Origin of the sequence: Candidatus Accumulibacter similis, assembly GCA_013347225.1 — a bacterium.
GTDB classification, from domain to species: domain Bacteria; phylum Pseudomonadota; class Gammaproteobacteria; order Burkholderiales; family Rhodocyclaceae; genus Accumulibacter; species Accumulibacter similis.
Genome location: CP054595.1, coordinates 22,134 through 42,182 on the forward strand (window position 1 = coordinate 22,134; position 20,049 = coordinate 42,182).

Here is a 20,049-nt window from a genome sequence, read left to right on the forward strand (position 1 = left end):
TGGCTGGCCCGCCCTCAGGGCTTGCGCCGGTTGTAGGGCGACTGATTGGTCGGTTTCAGGGAGATGTTCTCGGTGCTCGCTTTTTGCGCAATAGCATCGGGCGTGCGCTGCATCTTCAAGCCGATGACGCGTGTTGGAGTGTTCCCTTGCGCCAAGTGTTTGAGTTGGGAGACCTCTCCCGGCGTCCAATGCTTGCCGTGGTTTGCAGGAGGCTTAATCATGGTGGAGTTCCTTTCGGTCTAGCAAGAAATCAACGTTGAATCTGTTCGGTTTGGGATTCTCCATTACCACCCCTCGGCCTGAGACCCGTAACCCGGGGCGAGGATGAGATTGGTAATTCCGTAGAGAGCCTGCCGGTTGCGCAACCAGAGTTGGTGTTCAGCGCCCTTTAGGCTGTGGTCATTCGTGCAGTCCACATTCCAGCGACGGAGCAGGTAACCCGCCATCGCAGCACGCACGCGCACCTTGACAACCCCGTTCTCCATCCCGTACTCAGCTTCGATGGTGTCTGGGTGTTGCACGTTGGCGGGGTGTGGTACCAGGTCCAACTCGGCGACTCTGTTCCACTGGATGTCTTGAGCGGCCGTTTCGTGGTCTTCAACCGAGCCGGCGGTCAGCCTGGCATCTGCGATGCGCCCCAAGACGAAGTCACGAAACTCGCCGCTGCGGCGGTCGAATGCCCTGGCGTGCCAGCGCTGGCCGCTGTCTGCCAGGGCGAAGGGCACGATCTCCCTTGTGGTATGGCCACTCGACAGAGCGCGATAGGAAATCTCGACTGCGGACTTCCGATGGATGGCGCGGGTCAGCGCGGAAAGTACTTCCAGATCGATCTTGGTGGCCAGTGACGAGCCTTCGCAGGCTACCAGAGACTTTAATCGCAGTGGTTCGCCGTCCCCGAAGCCCTGAGACACCCACGTGAGTACCCGCTCAGCCGAGAAGTCGAATACGGCCCGAAACCAAGCGGCGCGAACATACACTTTGCCTTTCCTATCGTAGTCGATGTTGCGCGGGGCAAGCTCCTTGTACTGACCGATGTCCCGGGTGGCCGCCGCAGCTTGGATGCCGAATCGCGTCACCAGGTCTTGGCGGCGGATCTCCCCGATGAACCGCAGGCGCAACTCAATGAACGCGAGCCGGTCGCGCTGCGGTTGAGTCATCTCTGCGATGTGGACAATGGACATGGCTCTGACGGCTTTCTCGTATTGTTTCGCGCAGTTTATGCTACCTAAAACAAGTCGTCAACAAGCGTATATTGCGGCCTTGGCCATTTCATTTTGATGAGTATCATACTGGCGCCGATGGGCTGCGGCACCGTTCCACAGGCGCCAGCGGGGGGCCGCCATACGAAGCGTCGAACACTTCACTACCTGGGATGGCGCAGCCACCATGCCGCGTGGCCTCTGTACGCCCACGTTTGATGGGCCAAGGTTTTCATGGTGGATGCGGGAGCAGGAACGTTGCTGCAACCGTAACCGGTAACCAGCCGGCGTTCTTCCCCGCGCTGTTCGTCCTGACGAGAATGCCTTCCTGGCACCACGGAATGGAGAGCAGGCATGGAGACGACGACCAAGAGGTTGCGGGTGAAGCGTGGCGCGGAGCAGTGGCGGGTCTTGCTGTCGCGCTTTGACGGAAGCGGCTTGAGCGTCGCTGAATTCTGCGCGCGGGAAGGAATCAGCGACACCAGCTTCCATCGCTGGCGAAGCCGGCTGCGGGCCGGCGGCAGCGGCAAGCCCGACCAGGCGGCGCCGGGCGCCTTCCTTGACGCCGGCGTGCTGCGCCGCGAGCACCCGTCGGCTGCGCGTCTTGAACTGACCCTCGACCTCGGCGGAGGTCTGCAGCTGTCCCTTGTTCGCGGCTGATGTTCTTCCCGGAAGCGCGAATTCGCGTGCAGGTCTATGGTTGCCCGGTCGATCTGCGTCAATCCTTCGACGGGCTGATTGCGCTGACGCGCCACGCGCTGCGCGAGGACCCCGTGAGCGGACAACTCTTCGTCTTCTTCAACCGGCGCTCGACGCTGGTCAAGGTGCTCTACTGGGACCGCAGCGGTTTCTGCGTCTGGGCCAAGCGTCTCGAGGCTGGCCGTTTCATTGCCGACTGGTCCAAGGCGAGCACGCGTGAAACCGACTGGACCGGGTTGAAACTCCTCCTCGAAGGCATCGAGCCGGGGCGCATCCGGAAGCGCTACCGCGCTCCAGAGCTTCATGAAAACCGCTTGTAAACATGGACTTGGTGTCTGCTTTCGGGTATCATTCGCACATGAACCCAGCCCCCTGGTCCGCCCTTTCCAGCCTCGAAGACGCCGCGACCTTGAGCCCGCAGAACGTCCTCGATCTCGCCGCCGCCTGGCGGGAATGGGAAACGACCGGCGCCGTCCTGCGCCAGGAAATCGCCGGGCTCAGGCAGCAGATCGACTGGTTCAAGCGACAGCTCTTCGGCCAGAAGAGCGAACGCCGCATCGACATCGGCAGTCCCGGCCAGATGAGTCTGGGCGAATGGCCGAGCGACCCGGCAGCGCCGGAAGCCAAAGGCCGTCCCGTCGTCGCCCATACCCGCAAGGCGGCAAGCCGGCGCAACGACGACGAGTCCGTACCCTTCTTCGACGAGACCCGCGTGCCGGTCGAGGTCATCGAACTGTCGGCACCGGAAACCGATGGCCTCTCGCCCGAAGACTACGAGATCATCAGTCACAAGGAGAGCTACCGTCTGGCGCAGCAGCCGGGGAGTTACGTCCTCATCAAGTATCGGCGGCCCGTGGTGAAGATCAGGGCCAGCCAGGCGCTCGTCTGCGCGCCGGCGCCGAGCACCGTCATCGACGGCAGCCGGGCGGACGTGAGCTTCGTCGCCGGCCTGTTGATCGACAAGTTCGCCTACCACCTGCCGCTGTATCGCCAGCACCAACGCCTCACCGATGCGGGTTTCACCGTCAGCCGGCCGTGGCTGACGCAGATCGCCCAGCAAGGAGCGGCCCTGCTCGAGGCGATCCACGAGGCGCAGTTGGCGTCGATTCGCGAGTCCAGGGTCAAGGCGATGGATGAAACGCCGATCAAGGCCGGACAGGGCGGGCCCGGGAAGCTGAAGCGAGGCTATTTCTGGCCCGTCTATGGAGAACGCGACGAGATCTGTTTCCCCTTCTTCGAGAGCCGCGAGATCAAGCACGTCGAGGCGGCGCTGGGGCTGACGCCTGCCGAGCGAGCGGTGCTGCTGTCGGATGGCTACCACGCCTATGCCCACTATGCGGCGAAGACCGGGATCACGCATGCCCAGTGCTGGACGCACACCCGTCGTGGCTTCTTCGAGGCGCAGGCCGTCGAACCGGAAGCAGGAGCCGAGGCGCTGGCGCTGATCGGCGAGTTGTATCAGGTCGAGGAAGACATCCGCCAGGCCGGGCTGAGTGGCGAGCGCAAGAAGGATCATCGGCTGGCGCATGCCAGGCCGGTCGTCGAGCGCTTCTTCGCCTGGATCGATGAACGGTTCGCGGCGCAGGGTCTGCTGCCGAGCAATCCGCTGACCAAGGCGCTGGCCTATGCCCGCGACCGCCGCTTTGGACTGGAAGTGTTTCTCACCGACCCGGACGTGCCGATCGATACGAATCATCTCGAGCGGGCCCTGCGCGTGATTCCGATGGGTCGCCGCAACTGGATGTTCTGCTGGACCGAACTCGGTGCCCGCCACGTCGGCATCCTGCAAAGCCTGATCGTTACCTGCCGGCTGCACGACATCAACCCGTATGACTATCTGGTCGATGTCCTGCAACGCGTCGGACAGCACCCGGCAGACCGGGTCCACGAACTCACGCCCCGCTGCTGGAAAGATCTCTTCGCCGCCAACCCGCTGCGCTCGCCCTTGCATCGGCAGGCTCCATAGGCGGGGCCAACGCCGCAGGGTTACCGGTTACCTGCAACCTGGGAATCGCATAGAAAAGTGGACTTGCCCAGCACCCTCACTACACGGATAAGCACCCTCACATTTCCTCGCCAGTACCCACATGCCCCGATAGCGAGTTGTGATCCAGGGTGCGATTGCACCACCACATTCAAAAGCCCGAACCCGTTTCGGGCTTTTTCACGTCTGCCCGCCGCGCCAGTGTTGGCGGGCCTTCGCGGCCTTGCCTCGCGAGCGTCAGGCCTCGCATCCCCGCGTTTTTGGCCCTTCCCGGCCTCTCTGTTCTCCGTTTCTATCTGGTAGTCTCGCGAGCGCGCGCGAGGCCACTTCCTGTATTGATGCGGGTTTCAGGGCGGTCGGTTGTTCTTGGCAACTCCTGGGCGGAAGCGACCGAAGTTTGCTGATCGCCGCGACCATGGTGGCAATTGAAGGCAAACGCAAGGAGAATGCGATCCTATGAATAGAAGTGTTCTCTACGCCATCGCGGCTGCTGCCCTGTTCGGGGCCAGTACACCCTTGGCGAAACTGCTGATTGGGGAAACATCGCCACTGTTGCTGGGCGGCTTGCTGTACCTGGGCAGCGGCCTCGGCCTCGCTCTTGCCCGACTGATCCGTGATCGGGGGTGGCAATCCTCGGGTATCACGCATCGGGAGTGGCCTTGGCTGTTGGGTGCAATTTTGTTCGGAGGCGTGCTGGGGCCTGTCGCACTGATGTTTGGGCTGTCTGAAACCAGCGGATCGACCGCATCACTGCTGCTGAACCTCGAAGCGGTTCTGACTGCAGTGATCGCCTGGGTGGTGTTCAAGGAGAACACCGACCGGCGCATCGTTCTCGGGATGATCGCCATCGTCGCCGGAGGTGTGCTGCTGTCCTGGTTGCCAGGCGCATCGGGAGGTAATGGCTGGCTTGGCCCGTTCGCGATCATCTTGGCCTGTCTGTGCTGGGCCATCGACAACAACCTGACGCGCAAGGTGTCGGCATCGGATGCCTTGTTCATTGCTGGCAGCAAGGGTCTGATCGCAGGTGTGGTCAATTGCGCCCTTGCGCTGAGCTTGGGGGCAACGCTCCCCGTTGCCGCCACAACTGCAACGGTCATGACCCTCGGACTCATGGGATACGGAGTGAGTCTGGTGCTGTTCGTGCTGGCCCTGCGTGGACTCGGCACGGCACGAACGGGAGCCTATTTCTCGACCGCGCCGTTTATCGGTGCCTTCTTGGCACTGGTGGTACTGGGCGAATCCGTCGGCCCAACGTTCTGGTTGGCAAGTGCGTTGATGGCATTGGGTGTTTGGCTACACCTCACCGAAAAACATGAGCACGAGCACACGCACGAGCCTATCGAGCACAGTCACGTCCATCGTCACGACGAACATCACCAGCACGAACACGATTTCACCGGGGATGGCCTCGAGCCCCATTCCCACCATCACACCCACGCGGTTGTGACCCACAAGCATCCGCATTTCCCGGATTTTCATCATCGGCACGCACACTGACGAAGATTGCTGAACCTCGGCGGTCAAATGGATCGCGCTAGTGTTGATTGATCGATACAGCCGTTGGGCCAAGGGCGGCGCATCACCTTCTCCAGCACCGCGTCGGGCGAGCCCGCCAGCCATTCCACGACCTCCGGGGCCAATAGAGTCAGCCGCAGTATGCGGCGCACCTGCGTCACGTCCATGCCTTCGGCCCCGGCGATCTCAGCCACCGATGCTGCCCGTTTCTCGTCCAGCACCCGCTGCCAGTGGTGCGCCAATCCGAGCGCCCGCATCAGCGCGCTATCCTGCCCAACTGCCCGCGCCTCCCGTTCGCGGGCGGCCTCAGCGGGGAATTCCTGCGGCGAGTCCAATGGCGTGATGATCTGTTTCCTGCACCCGCGCTGCACCAGCCGCCAGGGTACAAAGGTTTCCAGTCGCACGCCACCGGCGGGTGTCGGGATCTCATGGGTGACCGGGTGGCCTGTCCGTTTACCGTAGTGCCTCTTGGACATCTGGCCTCCTTACTGTAACCGGTAACCCTGCGGCGTTGGCCCCGCCTATGGAGCCTGCCGGTGCAAGGGCGAGCGCAGCGGGTTGGCGGCGAAGAGATCTTTCCAGCAGCGGGGCGTGAGTTCGTGGACCCGGTCTGCCGGGTGCTGTCCGACGCGTTGCAGGACATCGACCAGGTAGTCATACGGGTTGATGTCGTGCAGCCGGCAGGTGACGATCAGGCTCTGCAGGATGCCGACGTGGCGGGCACCGAGTTCGGTCCAGCAGAACATCCAGTTGCGGCGACCCATCGGAATCACGCGCAGGGCCCGCTCGAGATGATTCGTATCGATCGGCACGTCCGGGTCGGTGAGAAACACTTCCAGTCCAAAGCGGCGGTCGCGGGCATAGGCCAGCGCCTTGGTCAGCGGATTGCTCGGCAGCAGACCCTGCGCCGCGAACCGTTCATCGATCCAGGCGAAGAAGCGCTCGACGACCGGCCTGGCATGCGCCAGCCGATGATCCTTCTTGCGCTCGCCACTCAGCCCGGCCTGGCGGATGTCTTCCTCGACCTGATACAACTCGCCGATCAGCGCCAGCGCCTCGGCTCCGGCTTCCGGTTCGGCGGCCTGCGCCTCGAAGAAGCCACGACGGGTGTGCGTCCAGCACTGGGCATGCGTGATCCCGGTCTTCGCCGCATAGTGGGCATAGGCGTGGTAGCCATCCGACAGCAGCACCGCTCGCTCGGCAGGCGTCAGCCCCAGCGCCGCCTCGACGTGCTTGATCTCGCGGCTCTCGAAGAAGGGGAAACAGATCTCGTCGCGTTCTCCATGGACGGGCCAGAAATAGCCTCGCTTCAGCTTCCCGGGCCCGCCCTGTCCGGCCTTGATCGGCGTTTCATCCATCGCCTTGACCCTGGACTCGCGAATCGACGCCAACTGCGCCTCGTGGATCGCGTCGAGCAGGGCCGCTCCTTGCTGGGCGATCTGCGTCAGCCACGGCCGGCTGACGGTGAAGCCCGCGTCGGTGAGGCGTTGGTGCTGGCGATACAGCGGCAGGTGGTAGGCGAACTTGTCGATCAACAGGCCGGCGACGAAGCTCACGTCCGCCCGGCTGCCGTCGATGACGGTGCTCGGCGCCGGCGCGCAGACGAGCGCCTGGCTGGCCCTGATCTTCACCACCGGCCGCCGATACTTGATGAGGACGTAACTCCCCGGCTGCTGCGCCAGACGGTAGCTCTCCTTGTGACTGATGATCTCGTAGTCTTCGGGCGAGAGGCCATCGGTTTCCGGTGCCGACAGTTCGATGACCTCGACCGGCACGCGGGTCTCGTCGAAGAAGGGTACGGACTCGTCGTCGTTGCGCCGGCTTGCCGCCTTGCGGGTATGGGCGACGACGGGACGGCCTTTGGCTTCCGGCGCTGCCGGGTCGCTCGGCCATTCGCCCAGACTCATCTGGCCGGGACTGCCGATGTCGATGCGGCGTTCGCTCTTCTGGCCGAAGAGCTGTCGCTTGAACCAGTCGATCTGCTGCCTGAGCCCGGCGATTTCCTGGCGCAGGACGGCGCCGGTCGTTTCCCATTCCCGCCAGGCAGCGGCGAGATCGAGGACGTTCTGCGGGCTCAAGGTCGCGGCGTCTTCGAGGCTGGAAAGGGCGGACCAGGGGGCTGGGTTCATGTGCGGATGATACCTGAAGGCAGACACCAAGTCCATGTTTACAAGACCTTTTCACGGCGCTCTGGCGGGCGATGGCGCTTCCGGATGCGCCCCGGCTCGATGCCTTCGAGGAGGAGTTTCAACCCGGTCCAGTCGGTTTCACGCGTGCTCGCCTTGGACCAGTCGGAAATGAAACGGCCAGCCTCGAGACGCTTGGCCCAGACGCAGAAACCACTGCGGTCCCAGTAGAGCACCTTGACCAGCGTCGAGCGCCGGTTGAAGAAGACGAAGAGTTGTCCGCTCACGGGGTCCTCGCGCAGCGCGTGGCGCGTCAGCGCAATCAGCCCGTCGAAGGATTGACGCAGATCGACCGGGCAACCATAGACCTGCACGCGAATTCGCGCTTCCGGGAAGAACATCAGCCGCGAACAAGGGACAGCTGCAGACCTTGGCCGAGGTCGAGGGTCAGTTCAAGACGCGCAGCTGACGGGTGCTCGCGGCGCAGGACGCCGGCGTCAAGGAAGGCGCCCGGCGCCGCCCGGTCGGGCTTGCTGCTGCCGCCGGCCTGCAGGCGGCTTCGCCAGCGATGGAAGCTGGTATCGCTGATTCCTTCCCGCGCGCAGAATTCAGCGACGCTCAAACCGCTGCCGTCAAAGCGCGACAGCAGGACCCGCCACTGCTCCGCGCCGCGCTTCACCCGCAACCTCCTGGTCGTCGTCTCCATGCCTGCTCTCCATTCCGTGGTGCCAGGAAGGCATTCTCGTCAGGACGAACAGCGCGGGGAAGAACGCCGGCTGGTTACCGGTTACACAACGATGACCCCCGCGAGCTGTTCGAGGTGCCCGAGGTGCGCGCATACATCAAGCGCCTCGACCAAGCATGGCCAAGCTGGTTCTTCTTCCTGTCGCAGGCCGACGAGTCGGTCAAACTGCTGGAGAGCTGCCTGTGCGAGACGATCGAGGTGGTTCCGACTTGGGCGAACAGCCAAATCGACGAGATGCGGCCGCTGGAGACAAAGGGTGAAAGCCTCGCGTCCGGCCGTGGGGTGGCTGCGCTGGACGCTTACTTTTGAAGAGAGCAACGGCGGGCCTGCCACGCAACCAGTCAGAGCGGTTCAGCAATTTCGCGCAACGTTGGCGAGAGCACGAGGCGATGGGCTTTGCTTATTCCTTCATCGCAGCCAAGGCGGCTGCGGTGATCTTTTCGACCTCTTCCATGGTCGCCGCGGCCAAGGCATCGCGGGTTACCCATTCCATTTGTTTGAGAGTCATTTGCTGCAAGAAGTTGCGGATGCGCGCGGTCTGAAAGGGGTTCATGCTGAAGTTCCTGACGCCCATTCCTATCAACAGGCAGACCGCAGCGGTGTTCCCCGCGACTTCGCCGCACACCGAGACACCGATGCCCTGATTCAGAGCCGTCCGCACCACATGCTCCGTTGCCCTCAGAACGCTGGGGTGCAGGAAAGTTGGCGCGCCAGAAGACTCCTGTCCCTGGCGGTCCGTGGCCAAGATGAAGTGCGCGAGATCATTTGTTCCGATCGACACGAAATCCACCATCTTGACGATCTCGCGGATCTGAATCACCGCTGCCGGCGTCTCGATCATCGCTCCGACGATAACCCGCCCCGTGATCTGCTCGGCTTCGATCACCTCGGCGAGTAGATAGCTGGCCTCTCTCAGGTCCGCCACGCCCGTGACCATGGGGAACAGGACCCGGACGTCGCCCTCCCGTGTGGACCGGAGAATGGCTTGGATTTGGGTGCGGAACATGGTTTTCTCACTCAGCGAGAACGCCAGTCCGCGTTTGCCCATCCGGAACGTGAGCTCACTCTCGGAGCAAGTGAACTTCGGGATCTTGTCGCCACCAAAATCCATGGTGCGGATGACCACGCCACCGGGATGGATGGCTCGTGCCACTGCTGAATAGGCTGCCACCTGCTCGTCAAGGGTGGGTGGGTGGGTGACATCGAGAAAGAGGAACTCGGAGCGGAAGAGTCCCACGCCATCGAGCCCGTACTCGGAAACCAGGTGCGCTTCATCCGGTCTGCTAATGTTCGCAAACAGCCGGATGCGCACGCCGTCCTTGGTGGTGGGCTCGGGCGCCCCACTCTCTGGCGAGACCGTGTCGTGCATGGTATGTCGGATGCGACGCTCCGCGAACAGTTCAGACTGAACCTTGGTGGGTGCCACGATCACACTTCCAGCTTCCCCATCCACCAGCAGGCGATCGCCCGTTGCCAGCAGGTCCGTGACGTCCTTGATGCTGCTTACCGCCGGGAGGTTTCTGGCCCTGGCCAAGACCGCGACATGCGATGCCGGGCTGTTACGCTCGGTGACTAAGGCTGCCAGATTGACGAGATCCAACTGGAACATGTCGGAGGGGAGGAGTTCCGCAGCGACGACTATAGTGTGTGGCGGGAGTGACGCAAGACGGTTCCCTGGCGATTCCCCGGAGTGCCCGAGATTCCGCAAGACGCGGCGACCGATGTCACGGATGTCGGCACCGCGCTCGCGCATGACTTCGTGCTCCAGTCCCTCGAGCATTTCAGCCATTCCCCGAACTTCCTCCGCAACCACTTGGTCAATATTGATGAGTTCCTCACGGACGCGCCGCTTACAGGTGTTCCAGAACTCGGCATCGCTGAGCATGGCCAAGTGTACGTCCAGTAAAGCGCTTTCGGCAGGATCCATGTCGCCGGAGAGACGCCTCGGGTGGTTGTCCAACTCGCAGTTCGCTGCCGCCAGCGCCGTGTCGAGACGGCTGATCTCGTCCTCCACATCGCGCTGCGCAATCGGGTGGCGCACCGACGTCAATTCGCTGGCCGATGGCAGGTGGACCCACGCGACACCGTCTGCCATGCCAGGAGAAAGTCCTCGCCCTTGCAGGGTCGCACTCGCCATCTTGGTGAAGGCACGCAGCTGGCTCACCTCAAACTCTCTTGCCTTGACGGATGCTTGCAACTGGATTGTCCGAGCCACGGTCCTGCCGATCAAGTACGCATAAAGCGACAGCGCTGCGATTTCAATGAGCGCGTTCAGGCCCGCAATGACAAGCGATACGTTGGTGCCCCAGGGAAACTCATAACCGATCCTCAGTACGGGCAGCGTCATCGCCAGGGTATAGGCCAAATGTCGTCGCTTGTGCCAAGCGGCAAGTCCCACCGGAATAACGTACACCAGCGGAAACTGAATCTCCTGGTCGGTGATCATGTCGATCCATAATACAAGCGCCGTGAAAATCCCGACGGACAGTTTGGGGTACCTATTGCTGATCGTCGCTATAAATTGAAGGGTCGGGGGCATGCCTTCGCTCCTGTTCTTTGCGCTCGGGGCCGACACGCAACAAGGCCCGATGAGGCGCGATGGATTCTTCGCACGGAGGGAGAGAGTGTTTTAACGTTCTCAGCCATCCGATCGCAGGTTCCACAGCAGCTTGGCAGTGAATCATCGCGGCGGGGACCCATCCGGAAGCGAATAGTCACGATGAGTGGGCACCTGGACCGGTCTTGACGGCTTGTTCGTGTGCGACTGGCGTATCTTCTCCATTCGCGTACATGCCGTGGAACGCTGCCATAGCTTTGCTCACCCATCGCCGCGGAATCAAAGCAGACCAAGCAGTTCACAGAATACTACGATCATTCCCCCGCAATCGTTGCAAACAATTTCGTCGCGACGTCGCATCGCTGCAGATGACTTCTGCCTCCCGTTCGGGACGACAACTGCGTCGCCCGGAACGGGTCGAAGGCCACCGCCTGCACATCACAGCGAGGCGAAGTCGAGGACGTCCGCTTCGATCCACCGGAAGTCGAGGACGCTGGCGAGGCACTTCACCGCGATGTACCGGCTGCGCGAGGCGCTGGGCTTGCCGGAGGATCTGTGCGAGGAAGTCTCCGAGGGTATCATCGGCATGTTCCGGAATGCGACGGTGGAGCGGATCGAGGGGGATGGGTACCGGTAAATGGCGGTGGGGCGGGCTCGGTGTGCGCTGTCGTTTGCGGCTGGCGCGTGCTTGTCGTGAGCGGCGGACTGCCGTAGGATGGGCTTCTGGGCTGGGTCGGAGGAAAGGCTGGCTCGTGCCAGCGATCCTGGCTGCGGGATGCGCAGCACTTTCGCACTCCTTTGTCTCGGTGGGCGATGCAAGCCCCGAGACGCCGGCCACTGTAGCTCTCGTCACAGTCGACACTGACCGACCGGTGCTGCTCCGCGCGGTCGACAAGCAGCATTTCCTTGGCGTCCAAGTCTCCAGCAAGCTGCGTGCTTACACCTATGCGCTGACGCCAGGTGAACATGTTCTTTGGCTGAGCAGTGCGCCATACGGACTTCCATTCGTCCCTCAGCGTCGCAAGTGCTTCGTGCTCACCGTGTCACTGCTCGCGGGCTCGAGCTACACGTTGCGCTCTGACGACGGGAACCAGGCTCCCATACTGACGAACGAGGCTGGCGGCCAACCGGACGTTGCCGGAATGCTGGTTGACGAGCCGCTCGTGTTGGAACGTGGCTGCAAGTGGCAGTGATGGGTTCAGAATCGGGCATGATGGAGAGTGGAGCCACAATCGCTGCGCTCTCCATAACCGCCCTCTACCAACTTGCACGGGGTGGTGTGGGCGCCGGGGAGAGAAAAGTCCGACTACCGGATTAGACATCAGCGGCCCCAGCTTGGCGGATAAGGTGCCACGCATCTCGGAACTCAGCAATTTCTGCGGCCTCGACGTTCACGGCCAAGTTGCCCAGCTTGCGCTGGCCGCCGGTTTTGATAAGCGGGCGCGCATGCTCACGAACAAGTGCTGCCCGATAGAGCACATTTGCCCTCTCTCGCGGAACAACGTAGTAGCTCAGATGCTGGAAGTCCAGTTCCCCGTTGTGCCCATGCGTGGTTCCAGCTCTCTTGTCGAGGTTCACGAACACAACGAAGTCGGAAACGAACTTGGGCTTCTCTAACTCCTGTTGGCCTGAACATTGTGTCATGTAGACCCACTCAGGCGACGGGTTGTAGCCCGTTTTCACTTGGACAAGAAGCTTGCGCGTCGGGTCAGGGGTGTCGACGAGCAAGTCGCTACCGGCGAAATTTGCTCGCAGCCCAGCAGTGTTGTAGGCCGGAATGCCGTGCATCCAGCACTTCGCCGCAACGGCGGCCTCGCCTATGCGCCCGTGGGACTGCTGCTTTCTGATCGCCATCTCTCGCTGCCACTGTGTCCTGATGTCTAACGAATAGCGTTCATCTGCCACCCCGAAAGCGCCCGGTCGTGGCGCTGGTGGATCCCCGGCATGTCGCGGCCAACCTGAAAGTGGTCGCCGTGAGCCGGCGTGAAGTTGGATGTTCTTGGGGTGGATGTTCTTCGAGGGATTGATATCGAGCTGGTGTTTCTTCGCTGCTTGGTTCTTCTTTGGTTTTCTTTCCAGATCGTGTAGTAGCCCGTCCTGTGATGAGGCAGGAGGCGACGCGAGATGGGCAGAGAGAAGCAGGACCCCTGCGTGAATTGCGGTCGGGCCTTCGTAGCGGACAGGCGTAACGCGCGGCACCAGCGTTATTGCGGGGCGGCGGCATGCAGGGCGGCGAGCAAACGGGCCAGCCAAGCCGGATGGCTCGCCAAGAACCCCGACTATCACCGTGGACCGGAAGCGGTGGCGCGGGTCCGTGCCTGGAGGCAGGATCACCCGGGATACAGCCGGGGCACGCGTGCGCCGGCTGCCGAGGCCGCGAGACAGGCCACCTTGCCGTTCGAGCCCGACGCCTCCGCACCGCTGCCAGCAGAGGCCGAACTGCTGGTGAAGACATCTTGTAACGCTGCCGAGGCCGACCCGGCGCCCCCGCCACAAGATTTCTTGAACGCCCAACCGGCTGTTCTGATTGGCTTAATTTCTCATATCTGGGGGAGCACGTTACAAGATGACATCGCCTCGGCACTGACCCGGCTGCTACAACTGGGACAGGACATCCGAGGAGGCACACATGAACAGTCCGACGAAGCGGCCATTGAATCCGCAACGCCAGCGCCAGGTGCCCGCGCACTTCAGCTGGCTCGATCATCGGCTGGTGCGGGAACACTACATCGAGAAGGCTGACGTCTGCGCCTGGGCGCTGTACCTGTTTCTCGTCACCGTCGCCGACGCCTGCGGTCTTTCCTACTACAGCGAGGCCAGCCTCTGCCGTCGGCTGCAGATCGATGCCGGTCGGCTGGCCCGCGCTCGCCGGGACTTGATCGCCCTCGACCTGATCGCCTACGACGCACCGTTGTACCAAGTCCTGAGCGTGCCCGAGTGTGTGCCGGTCAGCACGCGTCTGGCGCGGCTGCGCGCTGTTCTGGAGAGCCGGCCATGATCGACTATGCCACGTGGTGTGCCATTCGCCAGGGGGTGGCCAGTCATCTGACGGCCCCACAGCTCGCCGCCAGCCTGAACCTGGACGTCAAGACCGTCCGCCACTGGATCGACCGCCCGTATGCTCCGCGGGCGCGCGTCCCGCGGACCAGCAAGCTCGACCCCTACAAGGGGCGCATCGTCGGCTGGCTCGATGCGCACCGGCTCACCGCCCAGCAGGTGTTTCAACGCCTGCGGGATGCGGGCTACGAGGGCGGCATCAGCATCGTCAAGGACTACGTCCACCAGATCCGCCCGCCCCGACGCGAGGCCTTCCTGACCCTGGCCTTCGCGCCTGGGGAAGCCGCCCAGGTCGACTGGGGAGAATACGGCACGATCGCCGTCGGCAACACCCGCCGCCGCCTGTCCTTCTTCGTCATGGTGCTGGCCTGGAGCCGGAAGATGTACGTCGAGTTTGCGCTCTCGCAAACGATGGAACACTTTCTGGCGGCACACATCAAGGCCTTTGCTGCCCTGGGGGTGCCGCGCAAGGTCATGGTCGATAATCTGCGCACTGCGGTTCTGCGCCATGTGCGTGGCGAGCCGGTGCAGTTCAATCCCCGCTATCTCGACTTCGCCCGCCATTACGGCTTCGAAATCGTCGCCTGTGCGCCCCGAAAAGGCAATGAGAAGGGACGCGCGGAAAGGAGCGTCGCCTATGTCAAAAGCAATTTCCTGGCCGGCCTGGAACTGCCCGACTTCAGCGTGCTCAATCCGGCCGTCAGGCTGTGGCTGGAGACGGTGGCCAACGTCCGCCAGCATCGCGAAACGCAACGCCGGCCGGAAGACCTCTGGGTCGAGGAACGCGCTCTTCTGCAGCCGGTCAATCCCCGGCTCTTCGATGTCGGCCGCGTCCTGAGCGTTCGTGCCAACCGACAGTTCCGGGTCACGCTCGAGAGCAATCGCTATTCGGTTCCCGCCCGCCTGGCGGGACGACCGGTGACGATGAAGGTCTATCCGGATCGCGTCTGTGTCTATCACGACGGCGAACTGGTCGCCCGCCATGGCCGTTCGTTCGAGCGCCATCAGGACATCGAGGATCCCGATCATGCGAAGGCCTTGATCGCTCAACGTCGTCATGCCCGCGATGCGCTGGTACTGAAGCGCTTTCTCGGTCTGACGCCACTGGCCGGGAAGTATCACGCCGGCTTGCTCGACCGCCGCGGGAATGCGTTGGCGCATGTGCGCAAGATCGTGGCGCTGGCCGAGATCCACGGCGACGATGCGGTCGTGCGGGCGATGACCGATGCCCTGGCCTTCGAGGCGTTCAGCAGCGAATACATCGCCCATCTGATTGACGCACGTCGTCGCCAATTGCCCGAAGCGAGCCCGCTGCTGCTCATCCGCCGGCAGGATCTCCTGGAGCTTGAACTGCCACCGGCAGACTTGTCGGCTTATCCAGACATCCCCACAGGAAGCGATCCGCAAGACGAGGCAGGAGGTCATCATGGCCATGACTGAGGCCATTCTCGCGAAGCATCTGGGTCGTTTGCAGTTGCCGTACTTCGTTCAGCACGCGCCGGACTTGATGGCTCAGGCGGCTCGCGAGTCGTGGTCTCATGGCCGCTTTCTCGAAGACCTGGTGGCCGGCGAGGTCGCTCGCCGCGACGAGGCACTGATTGCCCGCCGCATCAAGGCCGCGCGCTTGCCCGGCATCAAGACGCTCGACGGTTTCGACTGGTCATGGCCGAAGAAGATCAATCGGGCGCAAATCCAGCATCTGTTCCGCCTCGACTTCGTGCCGTCCCATGGCAACGTGATCCTCCTCGGCGCGGTCGGCGTCGGCAAGACCCATCTGGCCATCGCTCTCGCGCATGCTGCCTGCCTGCAGGGCCTGACGACGCTGTTCACCACCGCCGTCGACATTGTCAATGCGCTGGCCGCCGCCCAGGCCACCGGCGGGGTCAAACGCGAGATGGCCAGACTGCTCAAACCCGCCATCCTCTGCGTCGACGAATTGGGCTATCTGCCAATTGACAAGTTTGGCGCCGATGCCCTCTTCCAGGTGATCAGTCAGCGCTATGAGCGCGGTTCGACCATCATCACGTCGAATAAAGCCTACAAACAGTGGCCGGAGATCTTCAACAACGACAGCACCCTCACGGCCGCCTTGCTCGACCGCCTGCTGCATCATGCCGAGACACTGGTCATCGAAGGAACGTCCTACCGGATGCGCGAGCAGCACGACGCCTGACTCAGAACCCGTCCTCGCCCAAACCCTGCACCGACCGCCTCTGCCCACGGGCCGGGCAGCCCTCTCTTTGCGCGCTCTGACCAACGTTCCAGACGACCGCTCCTGCCTCCCTCGCACCAGATTTATGTCGGCTTGTGGACGCCGCTTTGACTCCGGCGCCGACAGTCGATCAACGCTTTGACAACGTCATCCCACCGATCCGAAGCGGTGGCTGCTTGGCCACCAGATTTACAGCAGCTTGCCGACTTGATCGGCGATTCGGATGGGCACGACGTCGATCGGGTGATGGGAAAAGGGTTGATCAGCGGCTGAAACGCGCCGGGGTCGACGCGCGGACGGTCGCTGGTACGGGCAAAGCTCGCCTGCCAGGTGAGCAGCTAGCCGTACTGGAACTTGTGCGACCCGGCATCGAACAACACGTTGGCGAGACCTGCAGTCCATTTCTCAGTGCCCAACTGGTCGTCGCTTGCCGCCAGTGCGCTCGACTGCGGGCCGATCCCGAAGCTCACCGCGCGATCGCCCGGGTCGATGAGGTACGCGGCGATGGCGTTGGTGTCGCCGAGCCCGGTTTTCCTGACCACGCCCCTCGTGAACAGGCCTATTTGGGATAGATCTGCTTCCAGTCCTTCTTCATGCTGACCACGGTCCACCCGCGCTTGGGGGCTTCGTCGAGCCCGCGGTCGAGCCGCCCGAAGGGTGAATTGCGGTCGTACGCGTACTCGCGTTCGGCATCGTCGTGGTGCACGAGCAGGCCGAACCGCACACCCTCTGCAGCCGTGACCCACTCGAGCATCTGGAAATCGCCGTCCGAGTTGCCGAAGGCGGCGATCGGGCGACGGCCGATGTGCTGGTTGATACCCACCGGCTTGCCCTCCTTGTCGTCGATGAAGTTGATCTCGGGCAGCCGCACCAGCACGGGCTTGCCGTCGCGCAGCTCGAACCTGGTCTTGATGCTGCTGCCGACCACCTGCTCGGGAGGAACGCCGTAGACCTCGTTCACCCACGGCCGCATGAACTCGATGCCGCCGCCGGAGACGATGAAGGTCTTGAAGCCGTTCGCCCGCAGGTAGGCCAGCAGATCCAGCATCGGCTGGAAGACAAGCTCGGTGTAAGGGCGTTTGAACGTCGGATGCTTCGCCGTGGCGAGCCAGTCCTTCGCGGTCTTCTGGAACTCCTCGGGCGTCATGCCGGCATGCGTGGCCATGACCAGCGTGATCAGCCCTTTCTCGCCCGAGGCGGCCAGCGTCTTCGTGTCGCCCTCCAGCGCCGCCTTGAAGGGCTGGGCCGACTTCCACTCCGGGTGCTGGGGCGCGAGCGCCTTGACCCGATCGAGCGCGAAGAAGAGCTGGAAGTACATCGGCTGCTCCGACCAGAGCGTGCCGTCGTTGTCGAAAACCGCGATGCGCTCGGCCGGCGGCACGAACTCGGGCGTGCCTTCCGTGGTGACCTTGGTGACAAACTCGACGATGGCGCTCTTGGCCGCTCCGTCGTTCCAGGACGGCAGCGGGTCTGCCGCCTGCGCGCCGGTCACGCCAAGCGTGAACAGCAACGTCGCGAGCGCGATGAACGAACCTCGGGCGATCGATTTCAATTTCATGTTGGTCTCCAATCTTCAGAAGTGAAGCGCGGTCCGCTCCGACGGGAGAAGACCGCGCGTTACTACCTGCCCCGGGTGCCCCCGGTCGAATCGTGCCTTCAGTTGCCCGTTGGCAGCGGGATACTGATGCCGTCCTTCTGCAGCATGTCGCGCACGTACTGGAAGCGCTGGTACTGCGACAGCGTGACCGGGCCGGAATAGCTCTCGCTCTGCAGCTTTCGCGGCGGGTACTGCACGTAGGTCTTCATCAATTCCTTGATGGCGTTGCTGATGGTCACCATGGTCCAGGTGCGCTCGGTGTAGTTGTTCATGAAGATGTCGTAGCGTTCCTGCGGGTCCTGCCACAGGTCGAAGACCTGTGGCACGGTGGCGACATACTTCTCTGCACCCTTCCAGCCGAGGTTGCTGTCCACCGCGAGGCCGCCGGACGGCTGGCCGTTGTCACCGCGCAGGTTGAACACCGCCTTGTAGTTGCCGACGCGCGCCGCGCCCGGGGTCAGCTCGTTCTCGGTGAAGTAGAACCACGACTTGCGCGGGTTCGGGCCGGTGCCGGTGAGCACCGGCGTGAGGTCGTAGCTGTCGAAGATGATCGGCTTGTTCTCGCGGTCGTTCTTCGGCAGCGGCACACCGCCCACCTTGGCGAAGGTCGCCATCAGGTCGAGACCGCCGACGATGTCGTGGTTGCGCGTATCCGGCTTGATCTTGCCGGGCCAGATCGCGATCGCGGGAACACGGTTACCGCCTTCGCGCACGGTGCCCTTGGTGCCGCGGAACGGCGTGTAGCCGGCGTCCGGGTAGACGTCCTGCCAGGCGCCGTTGTCGGTCGTGTAGAACACCAGCGTGTTCTTGTCGAGGCCCAGGGCGCGCAATTTGTCCATGATGCGGCCGATGCGCGCGTCGAGCTCGACCACCGAGTCGGCGTACTTGCTCTTCGACAGCGACTTGTGCTGGAACTCCGGTGCCGGCAGGTTGGGCTGGTGGACCTTCATGAAGTTCACGTTGATGAAAAACGGCTTGCTCTTGTCCTTGGCCGCATCATCGAGGAACTCCAGCGCCGCCTTCTCGACGTAGCCGTCGAAGAACGGGATGCCGACCACGCCGTTGGGGTAGTTGACGCCTTCGATGGTGACGTTCTGCCCGGGCTTGTCGACGTACTGGCCGTTGATCTTGAAGTCCTCTTTCGCCTTCTCGCCGGCCTTGCCGGAAAGCGAGCCGACGGTCACCTTCTGGAACATCGCCCGCAGCTCCGGATCCATATCGGGGAACCAGGTCGGGTCGGCGTAGGTGTAGGCGTTCAGATGGTAGAGGCCGGCGTATTTCATGACGTCGTAGCCCTGCGCGTTCGGCAACGCGTAGTCGGCCTCGCCCAGGTGCCATTTGCCGGTGAAATAGGTCTTGTAGCCGCCCTGCTTGAGCACGGAGGCGAGCGTCCATTCCGCCGCCGGCAGGCCGCCGCCCTGGCCCTGGAAGGCCACGGTGGTCATGCCGCTGCGGTTCGGGATTCGGCCGGTCTGCATCGCCGCGCGACCGGGCGTGCAGCTCGGCTGGGCATAGAAGGAAAAGAAGGTCATGCCTTCGGCGGCCATGCGGTCGATGTTCGGTGTCGGCATGCCACGCCCTTCGCCGCCCCCATAGGGACCGAGGTCGCCGTAACCGGTATCGTCGGAGACGATGAACAGGATGTTGGGCTTGTCGGCCGCATGCGCCGCACCGAACGCCATGGACACGGCGGCTCCGAGTGCGAGCAGGCCGGATCGTAGCCTCTTGGATATGCGACGCATTCCGTCATTTCGTAGTTCCATGTGCATCTCCTTTCGATGTGGTTAAAAAATAAAACGCGATGCCCCGCTGCCGTCACCCATAGAGCGGCTGCTGCAGCGATGACCGACGTGCTCGGGCTTCCGACATCGGTGGCTATCGCCGTGGTATCTCATTATGGGGGATTGACGACTATGTGTATTGCGAGCCTTGTGGCGCGTACCAGACCGTGCCGCATTGCTGATAGACCAAGTCTCCGTAGCTGACCGGGACGCAACCCGCGGGCACAGTGCGCACGACCGAGCCGACGACCGCGGCGGTCACCGCGACCGTGGCCCCGACCGCCGCTGCGGTCGCCACCGGGTGATAGTCGTGGTCCCAGCCGCAGCAGCCATGGCGATCTACGTTCCCATCGACGTTGCGGTTCACGTTGACGTTATTCACGCTGGTGCTGCGGACGTTGTTGGTGCGCACATCGGCCCTGCTGCTGTTGACCTGCCGGGCACCGCCGGCTCTCTCACCGCCAGCCCGACCGCCACGGGCAGCCTCGGCGATCGGCGCTACGGCGAAGCTCGCCAGAACGAGGGCGGCCAACGCGGCCGGATACAGTCTGCCGAATGGACTCTTCATGTTGGCTCT

22 protein-coding genes are annotated in these 20,049 nt (G+C 63.0%); 9 read left to right on the top strand and 13 right to left on the bottom strand.

Going from position 1 to position 20,049, the window contains the following annotated elements; genetic code table 11:
- Window positions 1-14: 14 nt before the first annotated feature.
- Window positions 15-221, bottom strand: a complete 207-nt coding sequence (locus HT579_00090) for a hypothetical protein (protein QKS27502.1) — start codon at window positions 219-221, stop codon at window positions 15-17.
- Window positions 222-284: 63 nt separating this feature from the next.
- Complete coding sequence (locus tag HT579_00095; protein QKS27503.1) at window positions 285-1,181, bottom strand: WYL domain-containing protein; 897 nt, start codon at window positions 1,179-1,181, stop codon at window positions 285-287.
- A gap of 372 nt (window positions 1,182-1,553) precedes the next feature.
- Between HT579_00095 and HT579_00100 the strand changes: the two genes are divergently transcribed.
- The 4 genes from HT579_00100 to HT579_00115 all read left to right on the top strand — a co-directional run bounded on the left by HT579_00100 (window position 1,554) and on the right by HT579_00115 (window position 5,379).
- A complete protein-coding gene (locus tag HT579_00100; GenBank protein QKS27504.1) occupies window positions 1,554-1,859 on the top strand; it encodes an IS66 family insertion sequence element accessory protein TnpB in 306 nt (101 codons plus the stop codon).
- Complete coding sequence (gene tnpB, locus HT579_00105) at window positions 1,859-2,218, top strand: IS66 family insertion sequence element accessory protein TnpB (GenBank protein QKS27505.1); 360 nt, start codon at window positions 1,859-1,861, stop codon at window positions 2,216-2,218. Before HT579_00100 ends, tnpB (HT579_00105) begins: the two co-directional genes overlap by 1 nt.
- Before the next feature lie 38 nt (window positions 2,219-2,256).
- Window positions 2,257-3,864 (top strand): IS66 family transposase, encoded by a 1,608-nt coding sequence (locus HT579_00110; GenBank protein ID QKS27506.1) that lies wholly within the window; start codon window positions 2,257-2,259, stop codon window positions 3,862-3,864.
- A gap of 474 nt (window positions 3,865-4,338) precedes the next feature.
- Window positions 4,339-5,379 carry a DMT family transporter gene (locus HT579_00115; GenBank protein QKS27507.1) on the top strand — a complete coding sequence of 347 codons (1,041 nt, stop codon included), beginning with the start codon at window positions 4,339-4,341 and terminating at the stop codon, window positions 5,377-5,379.
- 23 nt (window positions 5,380-5,402) lie between these two features.
- On the opposite strand, the gene HT579_00120 is transcribed toward HT579_00115, so the two are convergent.
- The 4 genes from HT579_00120 to HT579_00135 are packed head-to-tail and all read right to left on the bottom strand — an operon-like array spanning window position 5,403 to window position 8,229.
- The gene (locus tag HT579_00120) at window positions 5,403-5,873 is read right to left on the bottom strand and encodes a hypothetical protein (protein ID QKS27508.1); all 471 of its coding nucleotides are present in this window, start codon (window positions 5,871-5,873) and stop codon (window positions 5,403-5,405) included.
- Between the two features lie 45 nt (window positions 5,874-5,918).
- Entirely contained in the window at window positions 5,919-7,526 is a 1,608-nt protein-coding gene (locus tag HT579_00125; protein QKS27509.1) for an IS66 family transposase, read from the bottom strand.
- A gap of 38 nt (window positions 7,527-7,564) precedes the next feature.
- Window positions 7,565-7,924, bottom strand: coding sequence for an IS66 family insertion sequence element accessory protein TnpB (tnpB, locus tag HT579_00130; protein QKS27510.1), 360 nt, complete (start codon window positions 7,922-7,924; stop codon window positions 7,565-7,567).
- A complete protein-coding gene (locus HT579_00135) occupies window positions 7,924-8,229 on the bottom strand; it encodes a transposase (GenBank protein QKS27511.1) in 306 nt (101 codons plus the stop codon). The genes tnpB (HT579_00130) and HT579_00135 overlap by 1 nt, the downstream gene beginning before the upstream one ends.
- A gap of 114 nt (window positions 8,230-8,343) precedes the next feature.
- Here HT579_00135 and HT579_00140 point away from each other — a divergent pair, with 114 nt between their 5' ends.
- Complete coding sequence (locus HT579_00140; protein ID QKS27512.1) at window positions 8,344-8,577, top strand: hypothetical protein; 234 nt, start codon at window positions 8,344-8,346, stop codon at window positions 8,575-8,577.
- A gap of 91 nt (window positions 8,578-8,668) precedes the next feature.
- On the opposite strand, the gene ptsP is transcribed toward HT579_00140, so the two are convergent.
- Together ptsP and HT579_00150 are read right to left on the bottom strand one after the other, a co-directional pair.
- Entirely contained in the window at window positions 8,669-10,807 is a 2,139-nt protein-coding gene (gene ptsP, locus HT579_00145; protein QKS27513.1) for a phosphoenolpyruvate--protein phosphotransferase, read from the bottom strand.
- A 456-nt stretch (window positions 10,808-11,263) separates the two neighbouring features.
- Window positions 11,264-11,407, bottom strand: a complete 144-nt coding sequence (locus tag HT579_00150) for a hypothetical protein (GenBank protein QKS27514.1) — start codon at window positions 11,405-11,407, stop codon at window positions 11,264-11,266.
- 170 nt (window positions 11,408-11,577) lie between these two features.
- Between HT579_00150 and HT579_00155 the strand changes: the two genes are divergently transcribed.
- Window positions 11,578-12,018, top strand: a complete 441-nt coding sequence (locus tag HT579_00155) for a hypothetical protein (GenBank protein QKS27515.1) — start codon at window positions 11,578-11,580, stop codon at window positions 12,016-12,018.
- Window positions 12,019-12,139: 121 nt separating this feature from the next.
- Here the strand turns inward: HT579_00155 and HT579_00160 are convergent, their stop codons facing one another.
- Window positions 12,140-12,679 (bottom strand): hypothetical protein, encoded by a 540-nt coding sequence (locus tag HT579_00160; protein QKS27516.1) that lies wholly within the window; start codon window positions 12,677-12,679, stop codon window positions 12,140-12,142.
- Window positions 12,680-13,454: 775 nt separating this feature from the next.
- Between HT579_00160 and HT579_00165 the strand changes: the two genes are divergently transcribed.
- Genes HT579_00165 through HT579_00175 form a run of 3 tightly spaced genes read left to right on the top strand, consistent with a single transcriptional unit; the run spans window position 13,455 to window position 16,055 of the window.
- The gene (locus HT579_00165; GenBank protein QKS27517.1) at window positions 13,455-13,823 is read left to right on the top strand and encodes a hypothetical protein; all 369 of its coding nucleotides are present in this window, start codon (window positions 13,455-13,457) and stop codon (window positions 13,821-13,823) included.
- Window positions 13,820-15,322, top strand: a complete 1,503-nt coding sequence (locus HT579_00170; GenBank protein QKS27518.1) for an IS21 family transposase — start codon at window positions 13,820-13,822, stop codon at window positions 15,320-15,322. The genes HT579_00165 and HT579_00170 overlap by 4 nt, the downstream gene beginning before the upstream one ends.
- Complete coding sequence (locus tag HT579_00175; GenBank protein ID QKS27519.1) at window positions 15,309-16,055, top strand: ATP-binding protein; 747 nt, start codon at window positions 15,309-15,311, stop codon at window positions 16,053-16,055. Before HT579_00170 ends, HT579_00175 begins: the two co-directional genes overlap by 14 nt.
- Before the next feature lie 377 nt (window positions 16,056-16,432).
- On the opposite strand, the gene HT579_00180 is transcribed toward HT579_00175, so the two are convergent.
- The 4 genes from HT579_00180 to HT579_00195 form a co-directional block, all read right to left on the bottom strand.
- Complete coding sequence (locus tag HT579_00180) at window positions 16,433-16,636, bottom strand: hypothetical protein (GenBank protein ID QKS27520.1); 204 nt, start codon at window positions 16,634-16,636, stop codon at window positions 16,433-16,435.
- Window positions 16,637-16,653: 17 nt separating this feature from the next.
- Window positions 16,654-17,652: a haloacid dehalogenase-like hydrolase gene (locus tag HT579_00185; GenBank protein QKS27521.1), complete on the bottom strand. Its 999-nt coding sequence runs from the start codon at window positions 17,650-17,652 to the stop codon at window positions 16,654-16,656.
- A gap of 98 nt (window positions 17,653-17,750) precedes the next feature.
- A complete protein-coding gene (locus tag HT579_00190; GenBank protein ID QKS31409.1) occupies window positions 17,751-19,433 on the bottom strand; it encodes an arylsulfatase in 1,683 nt (560 codons plus the stop codon).
- Between the two features lie 169 nt (window positions 19,434-19,602).
- On the bottom strand, window positions 19,603-20,040 hold the full coding sequence (locus HT579_00195) for a hypothetical protein (GenBank protein QKS27522.1): 438 nt from the start codon (window positions 20,038-20,040) through the stop codon (window positions 19,603-19,605).
- Window positions 20,041-20,049: the final 9 nt, after the last annotated feature.